22 protein-coding genes are annotated in these 19,465 nt (G+C 45.1%); 14 read left to right on the top strand and 8 right to left on the bottom strand.

Translation table 11 applies throughout. The annotated features are described in order from the left end of the window. Positions 1 to 92: 92 nt before the first annotated feature. A complete protein-coding gene (gene mprF, locus JMN17_RS12740) occupies positions 93 to 2,663 on the top strand; it encodes a bifunctional lysylphosphatidylglycerol flippase/synthetase MprF (RefSeq protein WP_087992604.1) in 2,571 nt (856 codons plus the stop codon). Positions 2,664 to 2,680: 17 nt separating this feature from the next. Here mprF and JMN17_RS12735 read toward each other — a convergent pair whose 3' ends face one another. Further along, the gene (locus tag JMN17_RS12735; RefSeq protein ID WP_202328261.1) at positions 2,681 to 3,658 is read right to left on the bottom strand and encodes an ABC transporter substrate-binding protein; all 978 of its coding nucleotides are present in this window, start codon (positions 3,656 to 3,658) and stop codon (positions 2,681 to 2,683) included. 130 nt (positions 3,659 to 3,788) lie between these two features. Between JMN17_RS12735 and JMN17_RS12730 the strand changes: the two genes are divergently transcribed. The 4 genes from JMN17_RS12730 (at position 3,789) to JMN17_RS12715 (ending at position 7,481) form a co-directional block, all read left to right on the top strand. After that, the gene (locus JMN17_RS12730; protein WP_202328260.1) at positions 3,789 to 4,790 is read left to right on the top strand and encodes a FecCD family ABC transporter permease; all 1,002 of its coding nucleotides are present in this window, start codon (positions 3,789 to 3,791) and stop codon (positions 4,788 to 4,790) included. Further along, the gene (locus JMN17_RS12725) at positions 4,787 to 5,818 is read left to right on the top strand and encodes a FecCD family ABC transporter permease (RefSeq protein WP_202328259.1); all 1,032 of its coding nucleotides are present in this window, start codon (positions 4,787 to 4,789) and stop codon (positions 5,816 to 5,818) included. The genes JMN17_RS12730 and JMN17_RS12725 overlap by 4 nt, the downstream gene beginning before the upstream one ends. Positions 5,819 to 5,928: 110 nt before the next feature. Beyond that, positions 5,929 to 6,810 carry a PhzF family phenazine biosynthesis isomerase gene (locus tag JMN17_RS12720; protein WP_202328258.1) on the top strand — a complete coding sequence of 294 codons (882 nt, stop codon included), beginning with the start codon at positions 5,929 to 5,931 and terminating at the stop codon, positions 6,808 to 6,810. Positions 6,811 to 6,896: 86 nt separating this feature from the next. Then, on the top strand, positions 6,897 to 7,481 hold the full coding sequence (locus tag JMN17_RS12715; RefSeq protein ID WP_087992609.1) for a nitroreductase family protein: 585 nt from the start codon (positions 6,897 to 6,899) through the stop codon (positions 7,479 to 7,481). A gap of 38 nt (positions 7,482 to 7,519) precedes the next feature. Here the strand turns inward: JMN17_RS12715 and JMN17_RS12710 are convergent, their stop codons facing one another. From JMN17_RS12710 to JMN17_RS12700, 3 genes are all read right to left on the bottom strand, one after another. Continuing rightward, positions 7,520 to 7,711, bottom strand: coding sequence for a YfhD family protein (locus JMN17_RS12710; RefSeq protein WP_087992610.1), 192 nt, complete (start codon positions 7,709 to 7,711; stop codon positions 7,520 to 7,522). Positions 7,712 to 7,777: 66 nt separating this feature from the next. Further along, the gene (locus JMN17_RS12705; protein ID WP_003223230.1) at positions 7,778 to 7,888 is read right to left on the bottom strand and encodes a YfhE family protein; all 111 of its coding nucleotides are present in this window, start codon (positions 7,886 to 7,888) and stop codon (positions 7,778 to 7,780) included. A 53-nt stretch (positions 7,889 to 7,941) separates the two neighbouring features. Next, the gene (locus tag JMN17_RS12700) at positions 7,942 to 8,853 is read right to left on the bottom strand and encodes a TIGR01777 family oxidoreductase (protein ID WP_087992611.1); all 912 of its coding nucleotides are present in this window, start codon (positions 8,851 to 8,853) and stop codon (positions 7,942 to 7,944) included. A gap of 88 nt (positions 8,854 to 8,941) precedes the next feature. On the opposite strand from JMN17_RS12700, the gene recX reads away from it, so the two are divergent. From recX to JMN17_RS12685, 3 genes are all read left to right on the top strand, one after another. After that, on the top strand, positions 8,942 to 9,733 hold the full coding sequence (recX, locus tag JMN17_RS12695; RefSeq protein WP_087992612.1) for a recombination regulator RecX: 792 nt from the start codon (positions 8,942 to 8,944) through the stop codon (positions 9,731 to 9,733). A 7-nt stretch (positions 9,734 to 9,740) separates the two neighbouring features. Then, positions 9,741 to 10,061, top strand: coding sequence for a YfhH family protein (locus tag JMN17_RS12690; protein ID WP_087992613.1), 321 nt, complete (start codon positions 9,741 to 9,743; stop codon positions 10,059 to 10,061). A 137-nt stretch (positions 10,062 to 10,198) separates the two neighbouring features. After that, entirely contained in the window at positions 10,199 to 11,392 is a 1,194-nt protein-coding gene (locus tag JMN17_RS12685; protein ID WP_202328257.1) for an MFS transporter, read from the top strand. A gap of 32 nt (positions 11,393 to 11,424) precedes the next feature. Here JMN17_RS12685 and JMN17_RS12680 read toward each other — a convergent pair whose 3' ends face one another. Next, complete coding sequence (locus JMN17_RS12680) at positions 11,425 to 11,577, bottom strand: small, acid-soluble spore protein K (RefSeq protein ID WP_010330867.1); 153 nt, start codon at positions 11,575 to 11,577, stop codon at positions 11,425 to 11,427. A gap of 124 nt (positions 11,578 to 11,701) precedes the next feature. On the opposite strand from JMN17_RS12680, the gene JMN17_RS12675 reads away from it, so the two are divergent. After that, positions 11,702 to 11,971, top strand: coding sequence for a YfhJ family protein (locus JMN17_RS12675; RefSeq protein ID WP_010330866.1), 270 nt, complete (start codon positions 11,702 to 11,704; stop codon positions 11,969 to 11,971). Positions 11,972 to 12,002: 31 nt separating this feature from the next. Here JMN17_RS12675 and JMN17_RS12670 read toward each other — a convergent pair whose 3' ends face one another. Both JMN17_RS12670 and JMN17_RS12665 read right to left on the bottom strand, forming a co-directional pair. Continuing rightward, positions 12,003 to 12,386, bottom strand: a complete 384-nt coding sequence (locus JMN17_RS12670; protein ID WP_087992616.1) for a hypothetical protein — start codon at positions 12,384 to 12,386, stop codon at positions 12,003 to 12,005. A 1-nt stretch (position 12,387) separates the two neighbouring features. Then, the gene (locus JMN17_RS12665) at positions 12,388 to 12,600 is read right to left on the bottom strand and encodes a helix-turn-helix transcriptional regulator (protein ID WP_087992617.1); all 213 of its coding nucleotides are present in this window, start codon (positions 12,598 to 12,600) and stop codon (positions 12,388 to 12,390) included. A gap of 191 nt (positions 12,601 to 12,791) precedes the next feature. On the opposite strand from JMN17_RS12665, the gene JMN17_RS12660 reads away from it, so the two are divergent. From JMN17_RS12660 to JMN17_RS12640, 5 genes are all read left to right on the top strand, one after another. Further along, positions 12,792 to 13,310: an SH3 domain-containing protein gene (locus JMN17_RS12660; RefSeq protein ID WP_202328256.1), complete on the top strand. Its 519-nt coding sequence runs from the start codon at positions 12,792 to 12,794 to the stop codon at positions 13,308 to 13,310. An 84-nt stretch (positions 13,311 to 13,394) separates the two neighbouring features. Continuing rightward, a complete protein-coding gene (locus JMN17_RS12655) occupies positions 13,395 to 13,727 on the top strand; it encodes an SdpI family protein (RefSeq protein ID WP_202328255.1) in 333 nt (110 codons plus the stop codon). Then, positions 13,714 to 14,574 (top strand): alpha/beta fold hydrolase, encoded by an 861-nt coding sequence (locus JMN17_RS12650; RefSeq protein ID WP_202328254.1) that lies wholly within the window; start codon positions 13,714 to 13,716, stop codon positions 14,572 to 14,574. The genes JMN17_RS12655 and JMN17_RS12650 overlap by 14 nt, the downstream gene beginning before the upstream one ends. A 228-nt stretch (positions 14,575 to 14,802) precedes the next feature. Then, on the top strand, positions 14,803 to 15,792 hold the full coding sequence (locus tag JMN17_RS12645; protein WP_202328253.1) for a glycosyltransferase family 2 protein: 990 nt from the start codon (positions 14,803 to 14,805) through the stop codon (positions 15,790 to 15,792). Positions 15,793 to 15,855: 63 nt separating this feature from the next. Next, the gene (locus tag JMN17_RS12640) at positions 15,856 to 18,441 is read left to right on the top strand and encodes a YfhO family protein (protein ID WP_202328252.1); all 2,586 of its coding nucleotides are present in this window, start codon (positions 15,856 to 15,858) and stop codon (positions 18,439 to 18,441) included. Here JMN17_RS12640 and JMN17_RS12635 read toward each other — a convergent pair. After that, on the bottom strand, positions 18,434 to 19,417 hold the full coding sequence (locus tag JMN17_RS12635; RefSeq protein ID WP_087992622.1) for a metal-dependent hydrolase: 984 nt from the start codon (positions 19,415 to 19,417) through the stop codon (positions 18,434 to 18,436). The genes JMN17_RS12640 and JMN17_RS12635 overlap by 8 nt on opposite strands. Positions 19,418 to 19,465 lie beyond the last annotated feature (48 nt).

The following is a 19,465-nucleotide window of genomic DNA, read 5'->3' as shown; positions in this document are numbered from 1 at the left end:
TGCGGGACTTTGTCCGAAAAATAACAGTAGTGTATAATGAGTGGGAGATTATTAGGGAAGCAGATTGAACTAGAATATGATTGGAGAGACCATTGCTGATTAAAAAGAATGCTTTATCCGTTTTAAAAATTGTTTTTCCTATTGCGGTTTTACTATTTGTTATTTATCAATCAAAAAAAGAACTGACAAATCTGTCATTCAAACGCACGCTCATGGTCATCAACGGCCTGGAACGTACGGACTTATTTATCCTTGTATTGGTCGGCTTGCTGGCTGTTGCGGCCATGTCGCTGTATGATTATGTCTTGAAATACTCACTGCGCCTTTCGATCACAAACGGAAAGGTATTCAGGGTTTCCTGGATCGCCAATTCATTTAATAATGTGCTCGGGTTCGGCGGTTTAGCCGGAGTCGGGTTAAGAATGATGTTTTATAAAGAGCATACGAAAGACCATAAGGCGCTCGTAAAAGGAATCGCCTGGCTTACATCCTCAATGCTTCTCGGGTTATCTGTTTTCAGCATTTTCGTCGCCGCACGAGTGCTGCCAGTGGATGAAGTGATTCATGAAAAGCCTTGGCTGTGGGCGGTCATTATCGGTTTCGCGCTGTTATTGCCGCTATCACTAGCGGTTTCTAAATTAAAAGGCCGTAAAACCGGAGACGAAGAAAATGCGGACAAAGTGAAAAATCCGATTTTCGCTTATATCGGCGCTTCCGTTGCCGAATGGCTAATGGCTGGAGGCGTCATCTATCTGTCTTTGTTCGCCATGGGTATTCATGCTGATATCCGGTATGTGTTCGGGGTATTCGTCATTGCGGCGATCGGAGGGATGATTAGTCTCGTGCCGGGCGGCTTCGGCTCATTTGACCTTTTGTTTTTGCTCGGGATGGAGCAGCTTGGCTATCATCAGGAGGCCATTGTGACATCTATTCTCTTGTACAGGATCGTCTATTCATTTATCCCATTCGGTCTGGGATTGTTCTTTGCTGCCGGCAACCTGACCGAAAATACAATGAGACGGCTCGAAACGAATCCGCGCATCGCACCGGCAATTGAGACGACAAACGTTTTGCTTGTCGTCCAGCGGGCGATATTACTAAGAATTTTGCAGGGCTCGCTTTCCCTTATTGTGTTTGTTGCCGGGCTGATTGTCCTGGCTTCAGTATCTTTGCCGATTGACAGGCTGACGGTTATTCCGCACATTCCGCGCCCGGCCCTTTTGCTGTTCAACGGCCTGTCCTTAAGCTCAGCGCTTATATTGCTGATTTTGCCTATCGAGCTTTATAAACGGACAAAACGCTCCTATACGATGGCGATTACAGCGCTTGTCGGCGGTTTTGTGTTCAGCTTCTTAAAAGGACTCAACATCAGTGCGATATTCGTACTGCCGGTGATTATTGTATTGCTTGTGCTATTGAAAAAACAATTTGTTCGAGAACAGGCATCCTATACGCTCGGACAAATGATTTTCGCTGCAGCGCTTTTCACTGTGGCGCTCTTTAACTATAACGTCATTGCAGGTTTCATTTGGGAACATATGAAGAAGGTGATGCGCCACGAATATTTCGTCCACAGCGACTCGCATATTACCTATGCAACTATCATGGCGATCATCATTGTGCCGCTGTTCTTCTTTTTATTTACAGTGGTGTATCATAAAAAGACAAAACCAATCGGGGAAAAAGCTGATCCCGATCGCCTTGCTTTATTTTTAAATCAAAATGGCGGGAACGCGCTGAGCCACCTCGGCTATCTTGGAGATAAGCGGTTTTATTTTTCAAGTGATGGGAATGCACTGCTTCTGTTTGGGAAAATCGCCAGAAGGCTGGTCGTGCTCGGCGATCCGTCAGGCCGAAGAGAATCGTTCCCGCTCGTGCTGGAAGAATTTCTGAACGAAGCGCATCAGAAAGGATTCAGTGTTCTGTTCTATCAAATTGAACGAGAGGACATGGCGCTGTATCACGATTTCGGCTATAACTTCTTTAAACTGGGCGAGGAAGCCTATGTGGATTTAAATACATTTACCTTGACCGGGAAGAAAAAAGCCGGTCTTCGGGCAATCAATAACCGCTTTGAGCGGGAGGGATATACCTTCCATATCGATCATCCCCCATTTTCTGATGCGTTTTTGGAGGAACTGAAACAAATCTCGGATGAATGGCTCGGCTCGAAAAAGGAGAAGGGGTTCTCGCTCGGATTTTTTGATCCTTCATATTTACAGAAAGCGCCGATCGCCTACATGAAAAATGCAGAAGGAGAGATCGTTGCCTTCGCAAATGTCATGCCGATGTATCAGGAAGGGGAAATCTCAGTCGATCTGATGCGCTACCGCGATGACGCCCCGAACGGCATTATGGACGCATTGTTCATCCGCATGTTTTTATGGGCGAAGGAGGAAGGCTGCACGTCGTTTAACATGGGAATGGCGCCCTTGGCCAATGTCGGCACCGCCTTTACATCCTTCTGGTCAGAAAGATTTGCCGCTGTCATTTTTAATAATGTCAGATACATGTACAGTTTCAGCGGGCTCAGGGCCTTTAAAGAAAAATATAAACCGGAGTGGCGCGGCAAATACTTGGCGTACCGGAAAAACAGATCTCTTTCTGTCACCATGTTCCTCGTTACGCGGCTGATCGGTAAAAGCAAAAAAGACTCCGTCTAACCAGACGGAGTCCTTTTTTATTTCGCCTTTAAGAAATAGGTTTCAATATCATCAAGCAGATAGTTTGCCGCTTTAATTCCGCCTGCGGTTGTCCATACGACGTCATCGACTTCATGGGCGTTACCTGACTTCACGGCCTTCAGGTTTTTCCATAGTGAACTGCTCGTCCACTGGCTGGCCCATTTTTCATTTTCTTTTGCGTTATCGGCTTTATACGTGAAATAAAACAGCACATCGGCATCCATTTCAGGAATGGACTCTTTACTGTCTGTTGAGAACGTAAATTGATCTTTCTGTTTCTTAAACAGCTCCACCTGTTTTTCAGGGCGTTTAAAGCCAAGCTGGTCTAAAATAATCCCCGAGAATGAATCGGTATAATAGATTCTTGACTCGCCGGATAAAAAGCGTACGACAGAAACGGTTTTATTTGTCTGATCGCCAAGCTTTTCTTTTAAATCGGCAGCGCGTTTATCAAAATCGGCAATGACTTCCTTGCCTTTGTCCGCCTTATTCAACGCGTTGGCATATAGAGTCAGGTTTTCCTTCCAGTTCCCAGCCAAAGATTCGGCGAAAACGGTCGGCGCAATCGCATTTAACTGATCATAAATTTTTTCCTGGCGCACTTTGTTGCCAATAATCAAATCAGGCTTTAATTCTGCGATCGCTTCCACATTCGGTTCCGTTTCAAGACCGACGTTTTTAACACCTTTCATGTCATCTTTCAGATAGTCATACCACGGGTCGCCCTTCCATGACTTTACGGCTCCGACAGGCTTAATGCCAAGCGCTAAGAGCGCCTCTGTTCCTTCATTTGTTAAAACAACAATCCGTTTTGGATTGGCGGGAATGTTGTCTGATGTCCCCATTGCATGTTTAACCGTTCTGGTTTTGCTGCTTGTCCCCTCGCTGTCGCTTGAACTTTCTGAACTATTACAGGCAGAAAGCACCATAAGGGCCATTAAAAATACGAATAGCGTGCTGATGCGCTTTTTCATCTTTTTCCTCCCAATATTGAAATTCATTATCATTTAGATCATAATAAGCAGTGTTGAGAGTGTCAATCCCTAATTGAGGATTATTCTCAAAAACAAACATGACATAGTAAAAAACTAGGAGAATTAGATCATGATCTGCAAAAAGGCATCTTCAAAATGGATTGTGTTAGTATGTCTGATTTTGACTTTATTGGCGGCTGTCTGTGCAAGCGTTGTTTACGGCTATACAGGTACGTCATGGGGACAGGTCTATCAGGCGTTTACTTCTTTCAACGGTACAAATGAACATGTCATCATCAAAGACGTCAGGCTCCCGCGTGCAGTGGTTGCCACAGTTGTCGGCGCCTCGCTTGCAGCCGCAGGCGTTCTCATGCAGGCGCTCACAAAAAATCCGCTCGCGTCACCGGGGATTTTCGGAGTTAACGCCGGTGCCGGTTTTTTTATTGTTGCCGGATCGTTTTTTCTGCATATTCAATCACCTCAGGCGCTAGTATGGAGCTCTTTTCTCGGTGCAACATTTACCGCTGCGATCGTCTATGCCGCAGGCTCGCTTGGAAGGGAAGGGCTGACGCCAATCAAATTGACGCTGGCGGGGGCTGCCATGGCGGCCATGTTTTCTTCTCTGACACAAGGCTTGCTTTCTGTCAATGAACTCGAGCTCGCTCAGGTGCTTTTTTGGCTGACCGGCTCTGTGCAGGGCAGGAGTCTGGATCTGCTGATGACAATGCTTCCATATGCAGCCGCAGCGCTTATGATCAGCTTCTTTCTTGGCCAGAAAATGAATCTCCTCGTTATGGGAGAAGATGTGGCAAAAGGACTCGGCCAAAAAACGGGCCTGCTGAAATTTGTGATGGCGCTTTGTGTTGTCTTGCTTGCCGGATCTGCTGTGGCCATTGCCGGGCCGATTTCCTTTATCGGCATCATTATTCCGCATTTTGCGCGGTTTATCGTCGGCAATGATTATCGCTGGATTCTGCCGTTTTCCGCTGTTTTGGGTGCGGTTATGCTTGTTGCCGCGGATATCGGGGCCCGATATATCATTATGCCTCAGGAAGTTCCTGTCGGGGTCATGACAGCCATCATCGGTATGCCTGTGTTTGTATACATCGCAAGAAGGGGGGCAAAACTATGAAACTTCGTTTTGGCGTTACCGCGGCTGAAAAGAAAGCATGGATCGTCTTTTTCGTTTTACTGGGATTAACAGCGGCTGTACTGATCATTAGCGCTGGTCTCGGACAAAGGTTTATTCCTCCCTGGGATGTGGCAAAAACATTTTTTGGTGCAGGCTCCAAGCTGGATGAACTGATGATCATGTCATTCCGCCTGCCAAGAATTTTGACCGCTTTATGCGCCGGCGTTTGCTTGGCGGCGGCAGGCGCGATATTGCAGGGGCTCGTCAGAAACCCTCTCGCATCTCCGGATATTATCGGAATAACGGGGGGAGCGGCGGTAGCAGTCGTGCTTGTGATGATGTTTTTTACAGACCGCAGCAGTTCACTTACGATCAGTCTGTCATGGCTTCCGGCGGCTGCATTTATCGGTGCCTCAGCTGTTGGGCTCATCGTCTATTTACTGGCATACAAAAATGGCGCCTCCACATTTCGGCTGGTGCTTATCGGGATCGGATTTTCAATGTCGGCACAGGCGCTGACCACCCTGCTGATGATCAAAGGCCCAATTTACCGAGCATCACAAGCCAATGTGTATATCACTGGATCAGTTTATGGATCAAACTGGCAGCATGTAAAAATAGCAATTATCTTATCTGTCATTCTCATTTTTATTTGTTTTATCGCGCTGAAAAATATGAATATACAGGTGCTGGGCGAAGATATTGCGGCGGGTGCGGGAAGCGCCGTGCAGCGCAATCGTTTTTTCTTGCTTCTTTTGAGCACGGCTCTTACGGGTTGTGCGGTTTCGGTTGCCGGCACAATCGGTTTTGTCGGGCTGATGGCGCCCCATATTGCAAGACGCCTCGTCGGCTCGTCTTATGGTGCGCTCCTCCCGGCGTCGGCACTCATAGGGGCGTTGCTCGTCCTAACAGCTGACATCGTCGGCAGAACCTTATTTGCTCCGGTGGAAGTGCCAGCCGGCGTTTTTACAGCCGCTATCGGCGCCCCTTATTTTATTTATTTGCTCTATAAAACGAGAAACACTTGATGGCTACACCCATTTTCAAAAGAAAATGGGTTTTTTTGATAATGACTGAAAATTCATAATCATTTTTGGTATACTGACAGAGACATTGATAAAGAAAGGGCGGCAGACAAGTGAAAGAAATAGAGGTATTAAAATATGAAGCATTTACAAGCAGTCCCGGCAAAGGAAACCCCGCAGGCGTTGTATTGGAGGGAGACCATTACACTGACGAAGAGATGCAGATCATAGCTGAGCGTGCCGGATATTCAGAAACCTCCTTTATCCGGAAAAGCGAGCCGGCTGATCTTGAACTCCGTTACTTTACCCCTGGACACGAAATGAACTTGTGCGGCCATGTAACAGTTGCTTCTCTTTACGCACTATGTGAAAAAGGAATGCTGGAGAGCGGTAAAACATACAGTATCCAGACAAAAGCCGGTATCCTGCCTGTGAAGACTTCTGAAAAAGAAGGCCGCATTCATATCACACTTGAACAGGCATCTCCGCAATTCAAACCATTTACAGGCAATCGGGAAAAACTTGCGGGCGCGCTAGGAATCTCTGAAGAAGATTTGCATGAAGACCTTCCGATTGTGTTTGGCAGCACTGGCATATGGACAGCCATCGTTCCGCTTAAATCATTAGAGGCCTCCAAAAAAATGGTGCCTGATAACAAACAATTTCCGGAAGTATTAGTTGATCTGCCAAACGCTTCAGTCCACCCGTTTACCTTTGAAACCATTCATCCCGACAGCGACCTGCACGGACGCCACTTTTCATCCCCGTATTCGGGAACGATAGAAGATCCCGTGACGGGCACGGCATCCGGCGTGATGGGGGCTTATATGAAACAGTACGGCAATGCCGGGCAGCGAGAATTTATCATTGAACAAGGGCAGGAAATAGGAAAAGACGGGAAAGTGGAAATCGAAATGAACGAAGACGGCGGCCGTGTGAAAGTGAATATGACAGGAACGGCTGTTTACTCAGAAACCCGTATTCTAAAAATCTAATACGGATGATGGTTTACAAAAAGATGCACTATCCGTTATCATTATGAATGATAATCATTTTCAATTGCTTAGGAAGGTGAGACGGTATGCCTCAAACCGAACAGATACATCAACATTCAGCCCTGCGGGACATCATACGCAGCAGAAGATCGATTCGAAAATTTAAACAAGAGCCAGTACCTTCAGCAGATATTCTTGACATGCTTGAAACGGCGAAATATGCGCCAAATCACAGAGTGACAGAGCCATGGAGATTTATTTACGTTTCTAGTGAGACGGGAAAAGCAAATCTGATCAACACATTTGCAGCATTCTCTAAGAAATCCAAGCCGGATATAACAGAGGAAAAGCTTCAAAATTTCAAAAACACACTTGGACGCGTACCGGGATTTCTGCTCGTCGTGTTTCAAGAAGATGAAAACGAAAGAGCGCGAGACGATGATTTTGCGGCAACCAGCTCATTGATTCAAAATCTTCAGCTTCTTGCCTGGGAAAAAGGAATCGGCATGGTTTGGAAAAGCGGAAAAATCCTTTACGACAAAGAGGTGCATCAGGCCTTTGGTTTACAGGATCATGAACGATTCGCCGCTATCATACAAACGGGCTATCCTGACGAAGCGCCGGAAGTGAAAAAGCGCACGCCGATCCGTGAACGGTTCACCGACATGTAAAAAACCCCCTGTCTCAAACGGAGACAAGGGGTTTTTCGTTAACGAGTTTTCTTTTTCGCTCTGTTGTCTGCTGCTTTCGCACGCTCTTGCGCTTCGCGGTCATTCGCATCAGCAAGCTCGCTTGAATATTCTTCGTAAACACCGTCAGTTTCCCTTTTTAATGCGTCGGGAACTTGAGGAAGTTTTTGTTTGTTTTTATCACGGTTTTTGTGAATATGATTTCTGCCCATATCAAATTCCCCCTAAAAAGTGATATCAAACAAACATAGTATCTGGCATAAAGGGGCTATGTATTCCTACTTGCGCTTAGCAGCTTTTTCCGCTTTTTTAAATTCGCCTGAATAAAGAACTTCCTGCATTTTCTTCAGATTGGCGCCTTGCTGATGCTTCTCCCTCTTCTTTTCCATAAAAGGACCTCCTTCAACCATGTTATTCTTAAGGTTTACGCTTCCTTCCGTTTTTATACAGCCTTTCGGTTCGTAATCAACTGTGAGAGCGCGAATTCAAGATCCGAATATGCAAAACGAAATCCGGAGGTCATCGCTTTTTTAGGCAGGGCGCGCTGTCCTTTCACAATCAGAAGACTCATTTCACCCAATGCCTTTGATAAAAAGAATTCCGGGACGGGGAGCCAGTGCGGGCTGTGCTTCACCCGCGCAATCGTTTTTCCGAATTGCTTCATTTCCACAGGGTTTGGCGCGGTGACATTCATGGGTCCTGAAATGTCGCTGTTTTCCATCGCATATCGGATCATCTGGGCCGCGTCCTCGACATGAATCCATGACAGCCACTGTCTGCCCGTCCCGATCGTTCCGCCGGCCAGAAGCTTATAGGGAAGAACCATAAGCGGGAGAGCGCCTTTTTCCCCAAGCATCACGCCAAATCTCGCATAAACCGTTCGGATGCCCATCGCCTCAATTTTCTGTCCTTCCTTTTCCCACAAATGTGCAGTATGGCTGAGAAAATCCTCATCTGACGTTGCGGAATCCTCTGTGAAGGTTTTCTCAAGACTTGTGCCGTATATGCCCACGGCACTGGCCTGAATCAGCGTCTTCGGTTTTTCCTTCTGTTTATGAATAAGCCGCTGCACTTCACGTGTCGCATTGATACGGCTGGAGAGGATTTGCTGCTTCGTTTTTTCTGTCCAGCGGCCAAAAATCGATTTTCCCGCAAGATTAACCCAGACATCAATATGAGGAAGTTCCTGCTCCGGCGCGGCTCCTTCCGTCAGCCATTGAACATATGTCATATTTTTTTGTTCAGTTTCCCTTGCGTTTCTTGATAAAATATAAACATGGTGTCCCTGGCGGGTAAGAACGCCTGTCAGATGCTGGCCGAGAAAACCGGTTCCGCCTGTCATTGCGATATTCATAAACATCTCTCCTCATCGTTCTAATAACTATACTTTACCTCATTTTAATCAAAGAAAACGCGTTTCAGGCCTGAGAAGGGAGATTAAGATGCCATTTATTACAAAAATATCAACGCAAAAAAAGAATACGGAACGCTTCAATATTTTTCTGGATGAAAAATACGCCTTCAGTGTGGACGCGGACGTGCTCGTGAAATTTGAGCTCAAAAAGGGAAAAGAGCTTGATGACCTTGATATCATTGAGATTCAATACGGTGATGAAGTAAAAAAAGGCTTCAACCGTGCGCTTGACTTTTTATCCTACCGAATGAGGTCAACGAAAGAGGTCGAGGACCACTTAAAGAAAAAAGAAACCTCAGCGCCTGCAATTGCGGAAGTCATCCATAAGCTCAACGACTATAAGTACCTAAACGACCAGGAATTTGCCGCGGCCTATGTCAGCACCCACAAAAAAACGAACGGAAAAGGCCCTGATGTTTTGTTCAGAGAGCTGAGAGCGAAGGGGATCGACGACGATACAATTAAGGAGGCATTAAGTTCCTTTTCCTTTGAAGATCAGACGAGAGAAGCAGTGAAGCATGTTGAAAAGCTTCTCAAAAAAGATAAAAAACTTTCGACGAAAGAACTCAAACAGCGCGCTCAGATGCAGCTTCAGCGCAAGGGCTTCTCATTTGATGTCATCAGCGCTGCGCTAGAGCAGATTGAATATGAAAATGATGAAGACACAGAGAAAGAAGCGCTGCGCCTTCACGCCGAAAAAGCGTTTAGAAAATACCGCTTTGACGGCTCATATGAAAGCGCCATGAAGGTCAAACAATTTTTATTCCGCAAAGGATTCTCACTCGATTTAATCGAGAAATTTCTGCAAGAAGAGGAGTAGCTGAAAAATGGAGAAACGATACAGTCAAATGACACCGCACGAACTCAATACCGAAATCGCATCACTTTCTGAAAAAGCAAGAAAAGCGGAACAGCATGGGATCATCAACGAACTGGCAGTGCTCGAACGGAAAATTACGATGGCAAAGGCATATTTGCTGACTCCGGAAGATTTCTCACCGGGAAAAACGTATCGTGTGGAAGACACTGAGGACGAGTTTACCATCAGTTATTTAAATGGCGTTTTCGCATGGGGATACAGAACCTCGTCTCCTCAGCGAGAAGAAGCGCTGCCAATCTCAGTATTGCAAGAAAAGAAGCAAGTGTAACAGAGAGGCTGAATATCAGCCTCTTTTTATTTGCAGCACATTTACACTGAATCTTAAAGAAAAAATCATTGAATTCACTCCATAAATCTTTTAAGATGAAACTCGTTGTTTTTTAAAATCGAAGGAGGCGATCGACGTTGAGTATCAAAAAACCATCAGTGAAATTTATTATTTTTGTTCTTATGATTTGTACCTTTTCAATCGGATACACAGAATACGCTGTGATGGGGATTTTGACGTCGATTGCCAATGACTTTCATATACAGGTTTCATCCGCGGGGCTTCTTGTCACGGCCTACGCGGCAAGCGTCTGTCTGACAGGCCCGCTCGTCACCATCATTTCCGTCAAGCTCCCGAGAAAGCCTGTGCTGCTTGGGCTGATGGCGATTTTTATCCTTTCAAACCTGATGAGCGCGCTGGCACCTAATTTTGCGGTATTGGCCGTCTCAAGAATTTTATCCGCGTCCATTCACGGCGCTTTCTTTGCGATCGCCATGGTATTTGCCAGTGAAATGGTTCCGCCGGAAAAGCGTGCCGCAGCCGCAGCCTCAATGAACGGCGGACTGACAGTGGCTCTGATGCTTGGTGTTCCCTTCGGCTCTTATCTCGGAGATGTCCTGAATTGGAGAGCGGTATTTTCTATCATTACCGCACTTGGGGGCATCGGATTCTTGGGCCTCATGGCTGCCGTTCCGAACAGAAAACCAAAAGTGATCCCCACGCTTATGAATGAGTGGGGGGTATTTAAAAACAAACAAGTGCGGTATTCCTTCGCGATTACGATTTTAGGCTATTCCGGCGTCTTTATCGCCTACACCTTTATCGAACCCATTTTGAGACATTCAGCGGGATTCAGCACAGTCGGCATTACAGGCGCTCTCTTTGCGTACGGATTGGGAGGCGTTGCGGGGAATTTCTTTGCGGGAAAAGTGCCGCTTCCTCTGCTCACTCGGACGATGATCGGTGTGATGATCGGGTTGATCGGTGTCCTGACTGTATTTCCTTACATCGCCATTTACTCGGCCGCAGCCATTGTTGCAACATTCTTATTTGGGGCTTGCGCATTCGGCACACCACCTCTGCTGCAAACGAAGGTCATTTCCTCTTCTGAGAGCGGCACAACGATTGCCGCCGCTGTCAGCGTGTCGGCGTTTAACCTTGCTAATGCGCTCGGTGCGTGGATCGGCGGGATGATTTTGAGCGGAACAGGTTCTTATTCCTGGCTATTTGCGGGCGGAGCGCTTATGACCGCATGCGGACTCGTGCTTTCAACCCTTGCCCACTTATCAGAAAAGAAGAACGTCTATGAGTATCAGGTCAATAAAGGGTGAAAAACAGCTGCAGCGCATGCAGCTGTTCTTCTTTACCGTTTGCCGGAGGCTCTCATTTTTTCTTGAGGATGCTGATTGATTGAACCGTCAGCACGCTTTGAAGCATAGTCGTCCTTTGCTCTCGGTTCACCCTGAAATTTGTTTTCGTTTTCGTAAGGAAATCCTTTTTCTTTATTCCGGACCATGTCATTTCCCCCTAGGTTCGAGATCAAAAAGTTGCGTCTTTCCAGATGAAGACGTAAGGTTAGTATATGGAGAACAGCACGTTTTAAAGCGTCATTTTTTTCCTGAAGAAAGGAGACTGCACACATGAATACGTACATTGAGAAACTGACAAATCTGCTTCTGGAAAAGAACGAGATGATCAGCTATATACAGGCAAAAACATGGGTGGAGTTGTTATGGAGCGACTTCGAAGCAACCTATGCAAAAGCCGGACACGCCTATCAGGGTGAAAAAATGACCGAAAAAATCGTTACACAATGGATCGAAAACTATGGCGGCCAGCTCCACCTCTTCCAAAGCTCCCGTGACAACGTGAATGATTACTTAAACCAAAGCAGAGGCCTTTTGCATTAAAAAACCTGCCGTTATCATCCGGCAGGTTTTTTTATACATTTGTATTCAGTACATCTTTGACCACCATTCTAATTAAAAAACCAAGAAGAGCAGTATAAGTAATCAGCTGCAGATATGATAGAGGAAGCATAGACTGATGAATCAATATAACCCCTAGAAGTAAAACAACAATCATTACCCAATGAGATATGTAACCGGCAAAATGAGAATTTGATCGAGTTCGCTGGTCATTTTGCAAATGTACTTTTCTCCATAGTTTATTTTTATGGATACGCAGGGCAGAATAGAGAACTCTTGAAGTTCCAATAAATGCTAATAAGAGTGTCAACCTTGATGGTGAATGCCAATAAAGGACATATAATAAAATAGGAAGCAGTGCTTGAAAAAATAATCCGGTACGATACGTCATGTTCATATTACCTTTCTCCTTCTATCCAGAATAATTGATCTAATGAGCAGTTCAGCACGGTAGATAATTTAATTGCAGTACCAATTGAAGGTTCATATCTTTGTTTTTCAATCGCGATAATTGTCTGTCTTGTGACTTGGATTTGTTCTGCAAGCTGGTCCTGTGTCCACCCTTTGTCTTTTCTGTATTCTTTTACGCAATTGCGCACCCCATGCTTCATCTTGATAGGTCCTCTCCATATGTAACGTCTACTTTACAAAAATAACGATACAGGAATTATTACGTAATGTACACCTTACATTCCTTAAAATTACCTTAACAGGATAAAAAAATAAACAATATGTGTTTCACCCGCCTGTCAATCAGGGAATACCACCTATATCTTGGTCAAATTGCGAGGAGGAGCTTTGTATGAAAAAGAAACAAGTAATGCTCGCTTTAACAGCTGCAGCAGGACTGGGTTTTACAGCACTTCACTCCGTGCCCGCAGCAAAAGCTGTGCCCCTTCACAACATATCTGTCAGCATGCCATCATCCGATTCTTACATCATAAAAGCAGGAAAGCTGAATGTCCGGACTGAGCCAAATCATAAAGGCAAAATTCTTGGCACTTTATCATCAGAACAAAAAGTTACAGTCAATGGTTTCGCAAATGCCGATTGGGCTCAAATTCACTTCAAAGGAAAAAAAGCATATATTTCAACACACTTCTTAATGAAAACCGCAAGCCAAGCGAAAACGGCAAAACAGACAGCCTTTTATGCACCGACACCCGAAAACGGAAAAGCCAAACAGCTCTCATCTGGAACAGAGGTAACATTACTCGGATGGGGATTCAGTGAAAACGGCGGATTTGACTTCACCTGGGCATTTGTTGATTACGGCGGAGTCATGGGCTATGTTCAGACAAAGGACTTACACCTACGATAAAAAAGGCAGGCCGAGGCTTGTCTTTTTGCTGAGTATGAAACATTTCTTCTTTCTGTACGTAACAATGAGAAAGGAGATGATGATATGGTTGGTTTAGTAGGCGGAGGCCTTATGGTCATAGCAGGTATTCTGACCAAGCTGTTTCCTCCCAAATCCATCAACAGTGTGTACGGATATAGAACGAGACGCTCAATGTCAGATGAAAAATTATGGAATGAAGCGAACCGTTACAGTGCATCATTGATGATCCTGTCAGGCTTGTTGATTGCGGGAATGGGTGTGCTGCTGAAGTCGAACTTGATCATTCTTCAGCTTAGCCTTCTGGTAACGGCCTGTGTCATCACAATGATGCTAACGGAGAAAAGGCTGAAAAACATGACGCACAGTCAAGGAGGAGATAGAAGTGGACGGAGTTAAATGCCAGTTTGTCAAAACAAATGGAATCACGCTCCACGTTGCAGCCGCAGGGCCGGAGGACGGCCCGTTAATTGTCCTGCTCCATGGATTTCCTGAGTTTTGGTACGGCTGGAAAAACCAAATCAAACCGCTCGCCGATGCGGGTTACCGAGTCATTGCTCCTGATCAGCGAGGCTACAATCTTAGTGATAAACCGGGGGGAATTGAATCATATCGGATTGATACATTAAGAGATGATATCATCGGGCTTATCACCCAATTCACAGATGAAAAAGCAATTGTTATCGGGCATGACTGGGGAGGTGCTGTCGCATGGCATCTGGCTTCAACACGCGCCGAATATCTTGAAAAGCTGATCGCCATTAACATCCCGCACCCACATATCATGAAAAGTATAACGCCGGTTTATCCTCCACAGTGGCTGAAAAGCTCATACATCGCCTTCTTCCAGCTGCCTGACATACCTGAGGCATCACTAAAGGAAAATGATTATAAAACATTAGATCAAGCGATTGGATTATCGACACGTCCTGAGCTTTTTTCGTCCGAGGATGTCAGCAGGTACAAAGAAGCGTGGAAACAGCCTGGCGCGCTGACGGCTATGCTGAACTGGTACAGAGCCCTCAGAAAAGGAAGCCTATCAGAGAAAGCAACTTGCGAAACAGCACCTTACCGGATGATCTGGGGAATGGAAGACCGCTTTTTAAGCAGAAAGCTTGCGAAAGAAACGGCAAGGCATTGCCAGAATGGGCATCTCATATTTGTTGATGAAGCTTCCCATTGGATTAACCACGAAAAACCAGCCATCGTCAATCAGCTTATTCTCGAATATCTTAAAAAAACATAAGTCAGAATGCCTCCCAATTGTCTGTCGTAATGGCAGACTTTTTCTGTGCGTTTTTTTCATAGTCTGTTTTAAACATGACAAAATAACATTAAAAATCATGAATGTCACCATAAAATGTAACAAAAAACAGGTTTAAACGACTTTTAAAAAAGGAATAGCCTTACTGAAGATTTGTGTAAAACTCCCCTAAGGCAGTGCTTAAAAAGAATATAAAAAGAAGGTGCCTTAATGAAACAAGGTTTAATCTCGATTATTATCCCGTCTTACAATGAAGGGTATAATGTCAAACTCATTCATGAATCCTTGAAAAAGGAATTCAAGAGCGTTCATTATGACTACGAAATTTTCTTCATAAACGACGGAAGTGTCGATGACACGCTTCAGCAGATCAAAGATTTAACAGCCGTATCCAGCCGTGTTAAATACATATCTTTTTCACGGAACTTTGGAAAAGAAGCTGCGATTCTGGCGGGCTTTGAGCATGTTCAAGGCGAAGCGGTAATTGTCATGGACGCAGACCTGCAACATCCGACCTATTTGTTGAAGGAGTTTATCAAAGGCTACGAAGAAGGCTATGATCAAGTCATTGCCCAAAGGAACAGAAAAGGCGACAGCCCTGTCCGCTCATTCCTGTCATCTCTGTATTACAAGTTCATCAATAAAGCGGTGGAGGTTGATTTGCGTGACGGTGTCGGAGACTTTCGGCTGTTAAGCCGCCAAGCTGTGGACGCTCTTTTGAAGCTGAGCGAGGGCAACCGCTTTTCAAAAGGTCTGTTTTGCTGGATCGGCTTCGATCAGAAAATCGTGTTTTATGAAAATGTTGAAAGAAAAAACGGCACATCAAAATGGTCGTTCAGCAGTCTGTTTAACTACGGAATGGACGGCATCGTTTCATTTAATCATAAGCCGTTGAGAATATGCTTTTATACCGGCATTTTCATCTTACTGCTTTCCATCATTTATATCATTGCCACATTTTTTAAAATTTTGACGAACGGCATTTCTGTGCCCGGATATTTCACGATTATCTCAGCAGTGTTATTTCTCGGCGGAGTACAGCTGTTAAGCCTCGGAATCATAGGCGAATATATCGGGCGAATCTATTATGAAACAAAAAAACGCCCGCATTATTTGATTAAAGAAGCGAATATCCCGAACAAAGACATGCCTGAAACGAACGAACTGAAAAGCATGCGGCGCCTGACAAAAATGCACTGAAATCACCGAGCAGTGCTTTTTTTTGCCTGTTTACCATCTCAAAAGCAAGACTGGAGAATTCATATGAAAAGAAAATATGTCATGATCTATGCGGCCAGTCTGCTGGTTTCCGTTCTGGCACACGCTTTTTTTGTGAAAGAATGGACGGACGGCAGATATATGACGGGTCCTGGTGACGGGCTTGCGCAAATGATCGTATTTAAAAAAATATTATTTGAACAATATACACATGGGAATTTTTTCTACAATTATTCATTCGGACTCGGCGGCGGTACGTTCAGTCAGCTTGGCTATTATTTTTCTGCTTCCTTTCTTTTTCTTGCGGCGTCCGCCGTCGTTTGGCTGCTTCAAGCCGTCCAGCTGATCGGAGAAGCGGATACGCTTTTTTGGGCGGAATCAGCTGTTTTTATCAGTATTTTTAAACTGAGCCTGATCATCTTTACGGCCGCTTCTGTTTTTCACTATCTTCTCATACACAGAGCGGCGTCGTTTACGGGGGCCGTATTATATGGTACCTCAATCATTTATTTCCGACACGAAGCGTATTGGGAATTTTTTACCGATACAATGATCTGGCTTCCGCTGTTAGTGCTCGGAGCGGAAAAAGTCATTAGGGAACGGCGTCCGGCATGGTTTATCATTGCGTCTTCGCTGACGTTAATCAACAATTTTTACTTTGCATACATAAACTTGATATTCATCGGAATTTACGTGCTGTTCAGATGGCTCATCCGGCTGGAAAAGCATGAAGAGAAAAGATGGATTCAATGCAGAATGTTTGTCGTTTCAGGCCTGATTTCTTTTGGTATTAGTGCGGCGGCGTTTATGCCGGTGGTATACGGGTATTTAAACAACCTGCGCCCTCCGTACAGCCAGAACATAGAGTGGCTTAATTTCGATGATAATATCTTATTTACAAGCCGGATCATCATTTTGCCGGCTGCCTTTCTGCTGTTTTTATTTATTGTTTCTTTTTACAAAAACCGCGTGTTTCGTCTCTTTGCCGGATTGAGCCTGCTGTTTATTCTGTTTCATTTCAGCCCGTATGCGGCAAGCGCATTTAACGGCTTTTCCGCCCCGCAAAACCGGTTTGAATATGTTCTGGCCTTTACCATCGCGGGAGCCGCTGCGGCGGGCCTGACACAGCTGTCGGAACTGAAATGGAAAGAACTGCTCCCGGCTGCGTCCGTTGTCCTGCTTTTGTACTTATATCATATCCAAAGGGATAAGATTGATATATGGAAGCCTGCGAATGAATGGATTCTATTACTATTATTCCTGACAATCGCTGCCTTGTTTACTTCAGCCATTGCGAAAAAACAGGCAACGGTAGCTGTGTACGGTGTGGTCATTCTTTCCTCGCTGCTCGTCGCCAACACCTATCAAAAATACGCACTCTCAGAAGGCGGCGGTCTGGACAGAGTGACAAGAGCATATCTCACGGGTGAGGAGTACAGAGGGGAAGAATCTTCTGAGCTCATCAAGCGTTTACAGAAGGAAGACGATGATCCGCTCATGAGAATCGACTGGATGAACGGGGTCCGTAATAACACGCCAATCATTTACGGGTTTAATGGCTTCAGCGCCTATTCCAGCATTTTAAACAAAGATCTGCTGACCTTTTATTGGAATGATTTGAGCATCGATATGGGGAGGGAAAGCGTCAGCCGTTATGCGTCATTGGGAGACAGGGCGAATTTATACAGCCTGCTTTACGGAAAATATTACATGACGGAAAAAACAAACGAAGCCAATGTCCCGTACGGCTTCAAAAAGCACTTGGAATCAGAGCATTATGCGGTTTATGAAAATCAATACATGCTTCCTTTTGTCAAAACAGCCGATGCCATATACAGCGAAACCGAGCTGGACAAATTGCCCGCTCTTGCGAAAGAACAGGCGATGCTGCAAGGAATTGTAGTAGCAGATCCAGCGGAGAAAACGGAGCAGGCACCAAAACTGGCCAATCTAATTCACAAGTCGGACATCACCGCAAAGCATGCCCAGTATCAAAACGGACTGCTCACTGTGTCTGGAGAAAACGGAGGAGAACTGATCATAACCCCGCAAGAGGCGCCATCCTCTCCGGGAGACTACTATGTCAGCTTTTATTTAAAAAGCAAAGCAAAAGACAAAGGATTTACGTTAAGAGTCAATGATTATGCCACAACAAGGAAATCGAACCAATCGATTTATAAAACCGGAGTAAATGAGATCACGGTCAGAGTGCCTAAATCAGGCCATATCTCGATCAAGCTTCCGAAAGGATCATATGAACTGAGAAACATAGCGCTATATGAAGAAAATTATCAAATACTGAAAAGCGCTGTGCGGAAAAATAAAACAGAAGAAGCAGACAATCTGAAATGGGATAAAAACAAACTGAAGTTTGCCTATCATCTGTCAAAAGACAAGTACATCATGCTTCCCATCCCTTATGAAAAAGGCTGGGAGCTGAAAATTAACGGGAAACCACAGACGATCGAAAAAGCGGACTATGCTTTCATAGGCTTTAAGGCGCAAAAGGGAGACAATCACATTGAGCTTGCCTACTATCCGCCATACTTTAAACGATCGGCGCTCATATCTCTCGTCAGTCTGCTGCTTGCTGTTTTATATATAAGACGAAAAAAGCCCGGCTCTAAATAGAGCCGAGCTTTAATTTTTTCTGGAGCTTTTCTTCGCTGAATATCCATCCCGTATAGGATGAGCGAATCTTGAGATCATGGCCGATATGAACGATGGCCACAAACGGATAATGGCCTTTGCTTCGGTAACGCAGGTCAATAAATCTCACCTCATAATGATCTTTAAACGTATCCACTTCCCATCGGTAAACAGGAGAAAATGACAGAAACGCCGCAATGTTATCATCCTGCTTTGCGGCATGCATCACTTCGGTTTCAGGAACAGGCACCCGATTAAACGTATCCAGAATTACGACATGCCCTTCCATGCTTCTTCCCACATAGAAAGCATGGGCTGTCGTAACTGCGATCCGCCATTGCCTGAATTTCATCGTCGGAGAAATAATGATGCTTTCGATTTCATCATGAATCATCTCATGAAGCTTCCGTTTAATTCTCAGCTGCATGATCAGGCGCACCATATAATAACCTGCCAATATGATATATAAGCTGAGAAACGTGATGCCGGGACTGCCGCCCGCGTACCATATCGCAATAGCCGCCAGATGGCTGATAAAAATAAAAGGATCAAACGTATTAATCAGCCCGAGTGCAACCCACTTTTTCGAAAACGGACGTATGGCTTGTGTTCCGTATGCGTTAAAAATATCAACAAAAACATGCAGAACGACTGCCAGCAGCGTCCACAGCCACAGATGCAGAAAATCGCCCTGCGGATAAAATAAATACAGAATGACCGGGATGATCACAGACCAAAACAAAACAGCGGGAATTGAATGGGTAAATCCTCTGTGATTTCTTATATAAACAGCATTATTTTTAAGCTTTAACACAGTATCAATATCCGGAGCCTGAGAGCCCGCAAGCGTTGCGATCATAACAGCGTGAGCCATTGCCGGATCTGATCCGACAACAGGGTCAAGCGTCGCAATACCGCCAAGTGCGATGCCCATGACGACATGTGTGCCCGTATCCATAGGTGACCTCCTTGCAGGATTGTCCTGCACATTGACTTTATAAGATAT

The sequence above is a fragment of the Bacillus sp. RHFS10 genome (assembly GCF_016757475.1).
GTDB lineage: Bacteria > Bacillota > Bacilli > Bacillales > Bacillaceae > Bacillus > Bacillus subtilis_G.
The sequence above is the reverse complement of the archived record's forward strand: the minus strand, read 5'-3'. Positions and strand labels throughout refer to the sequence as shown.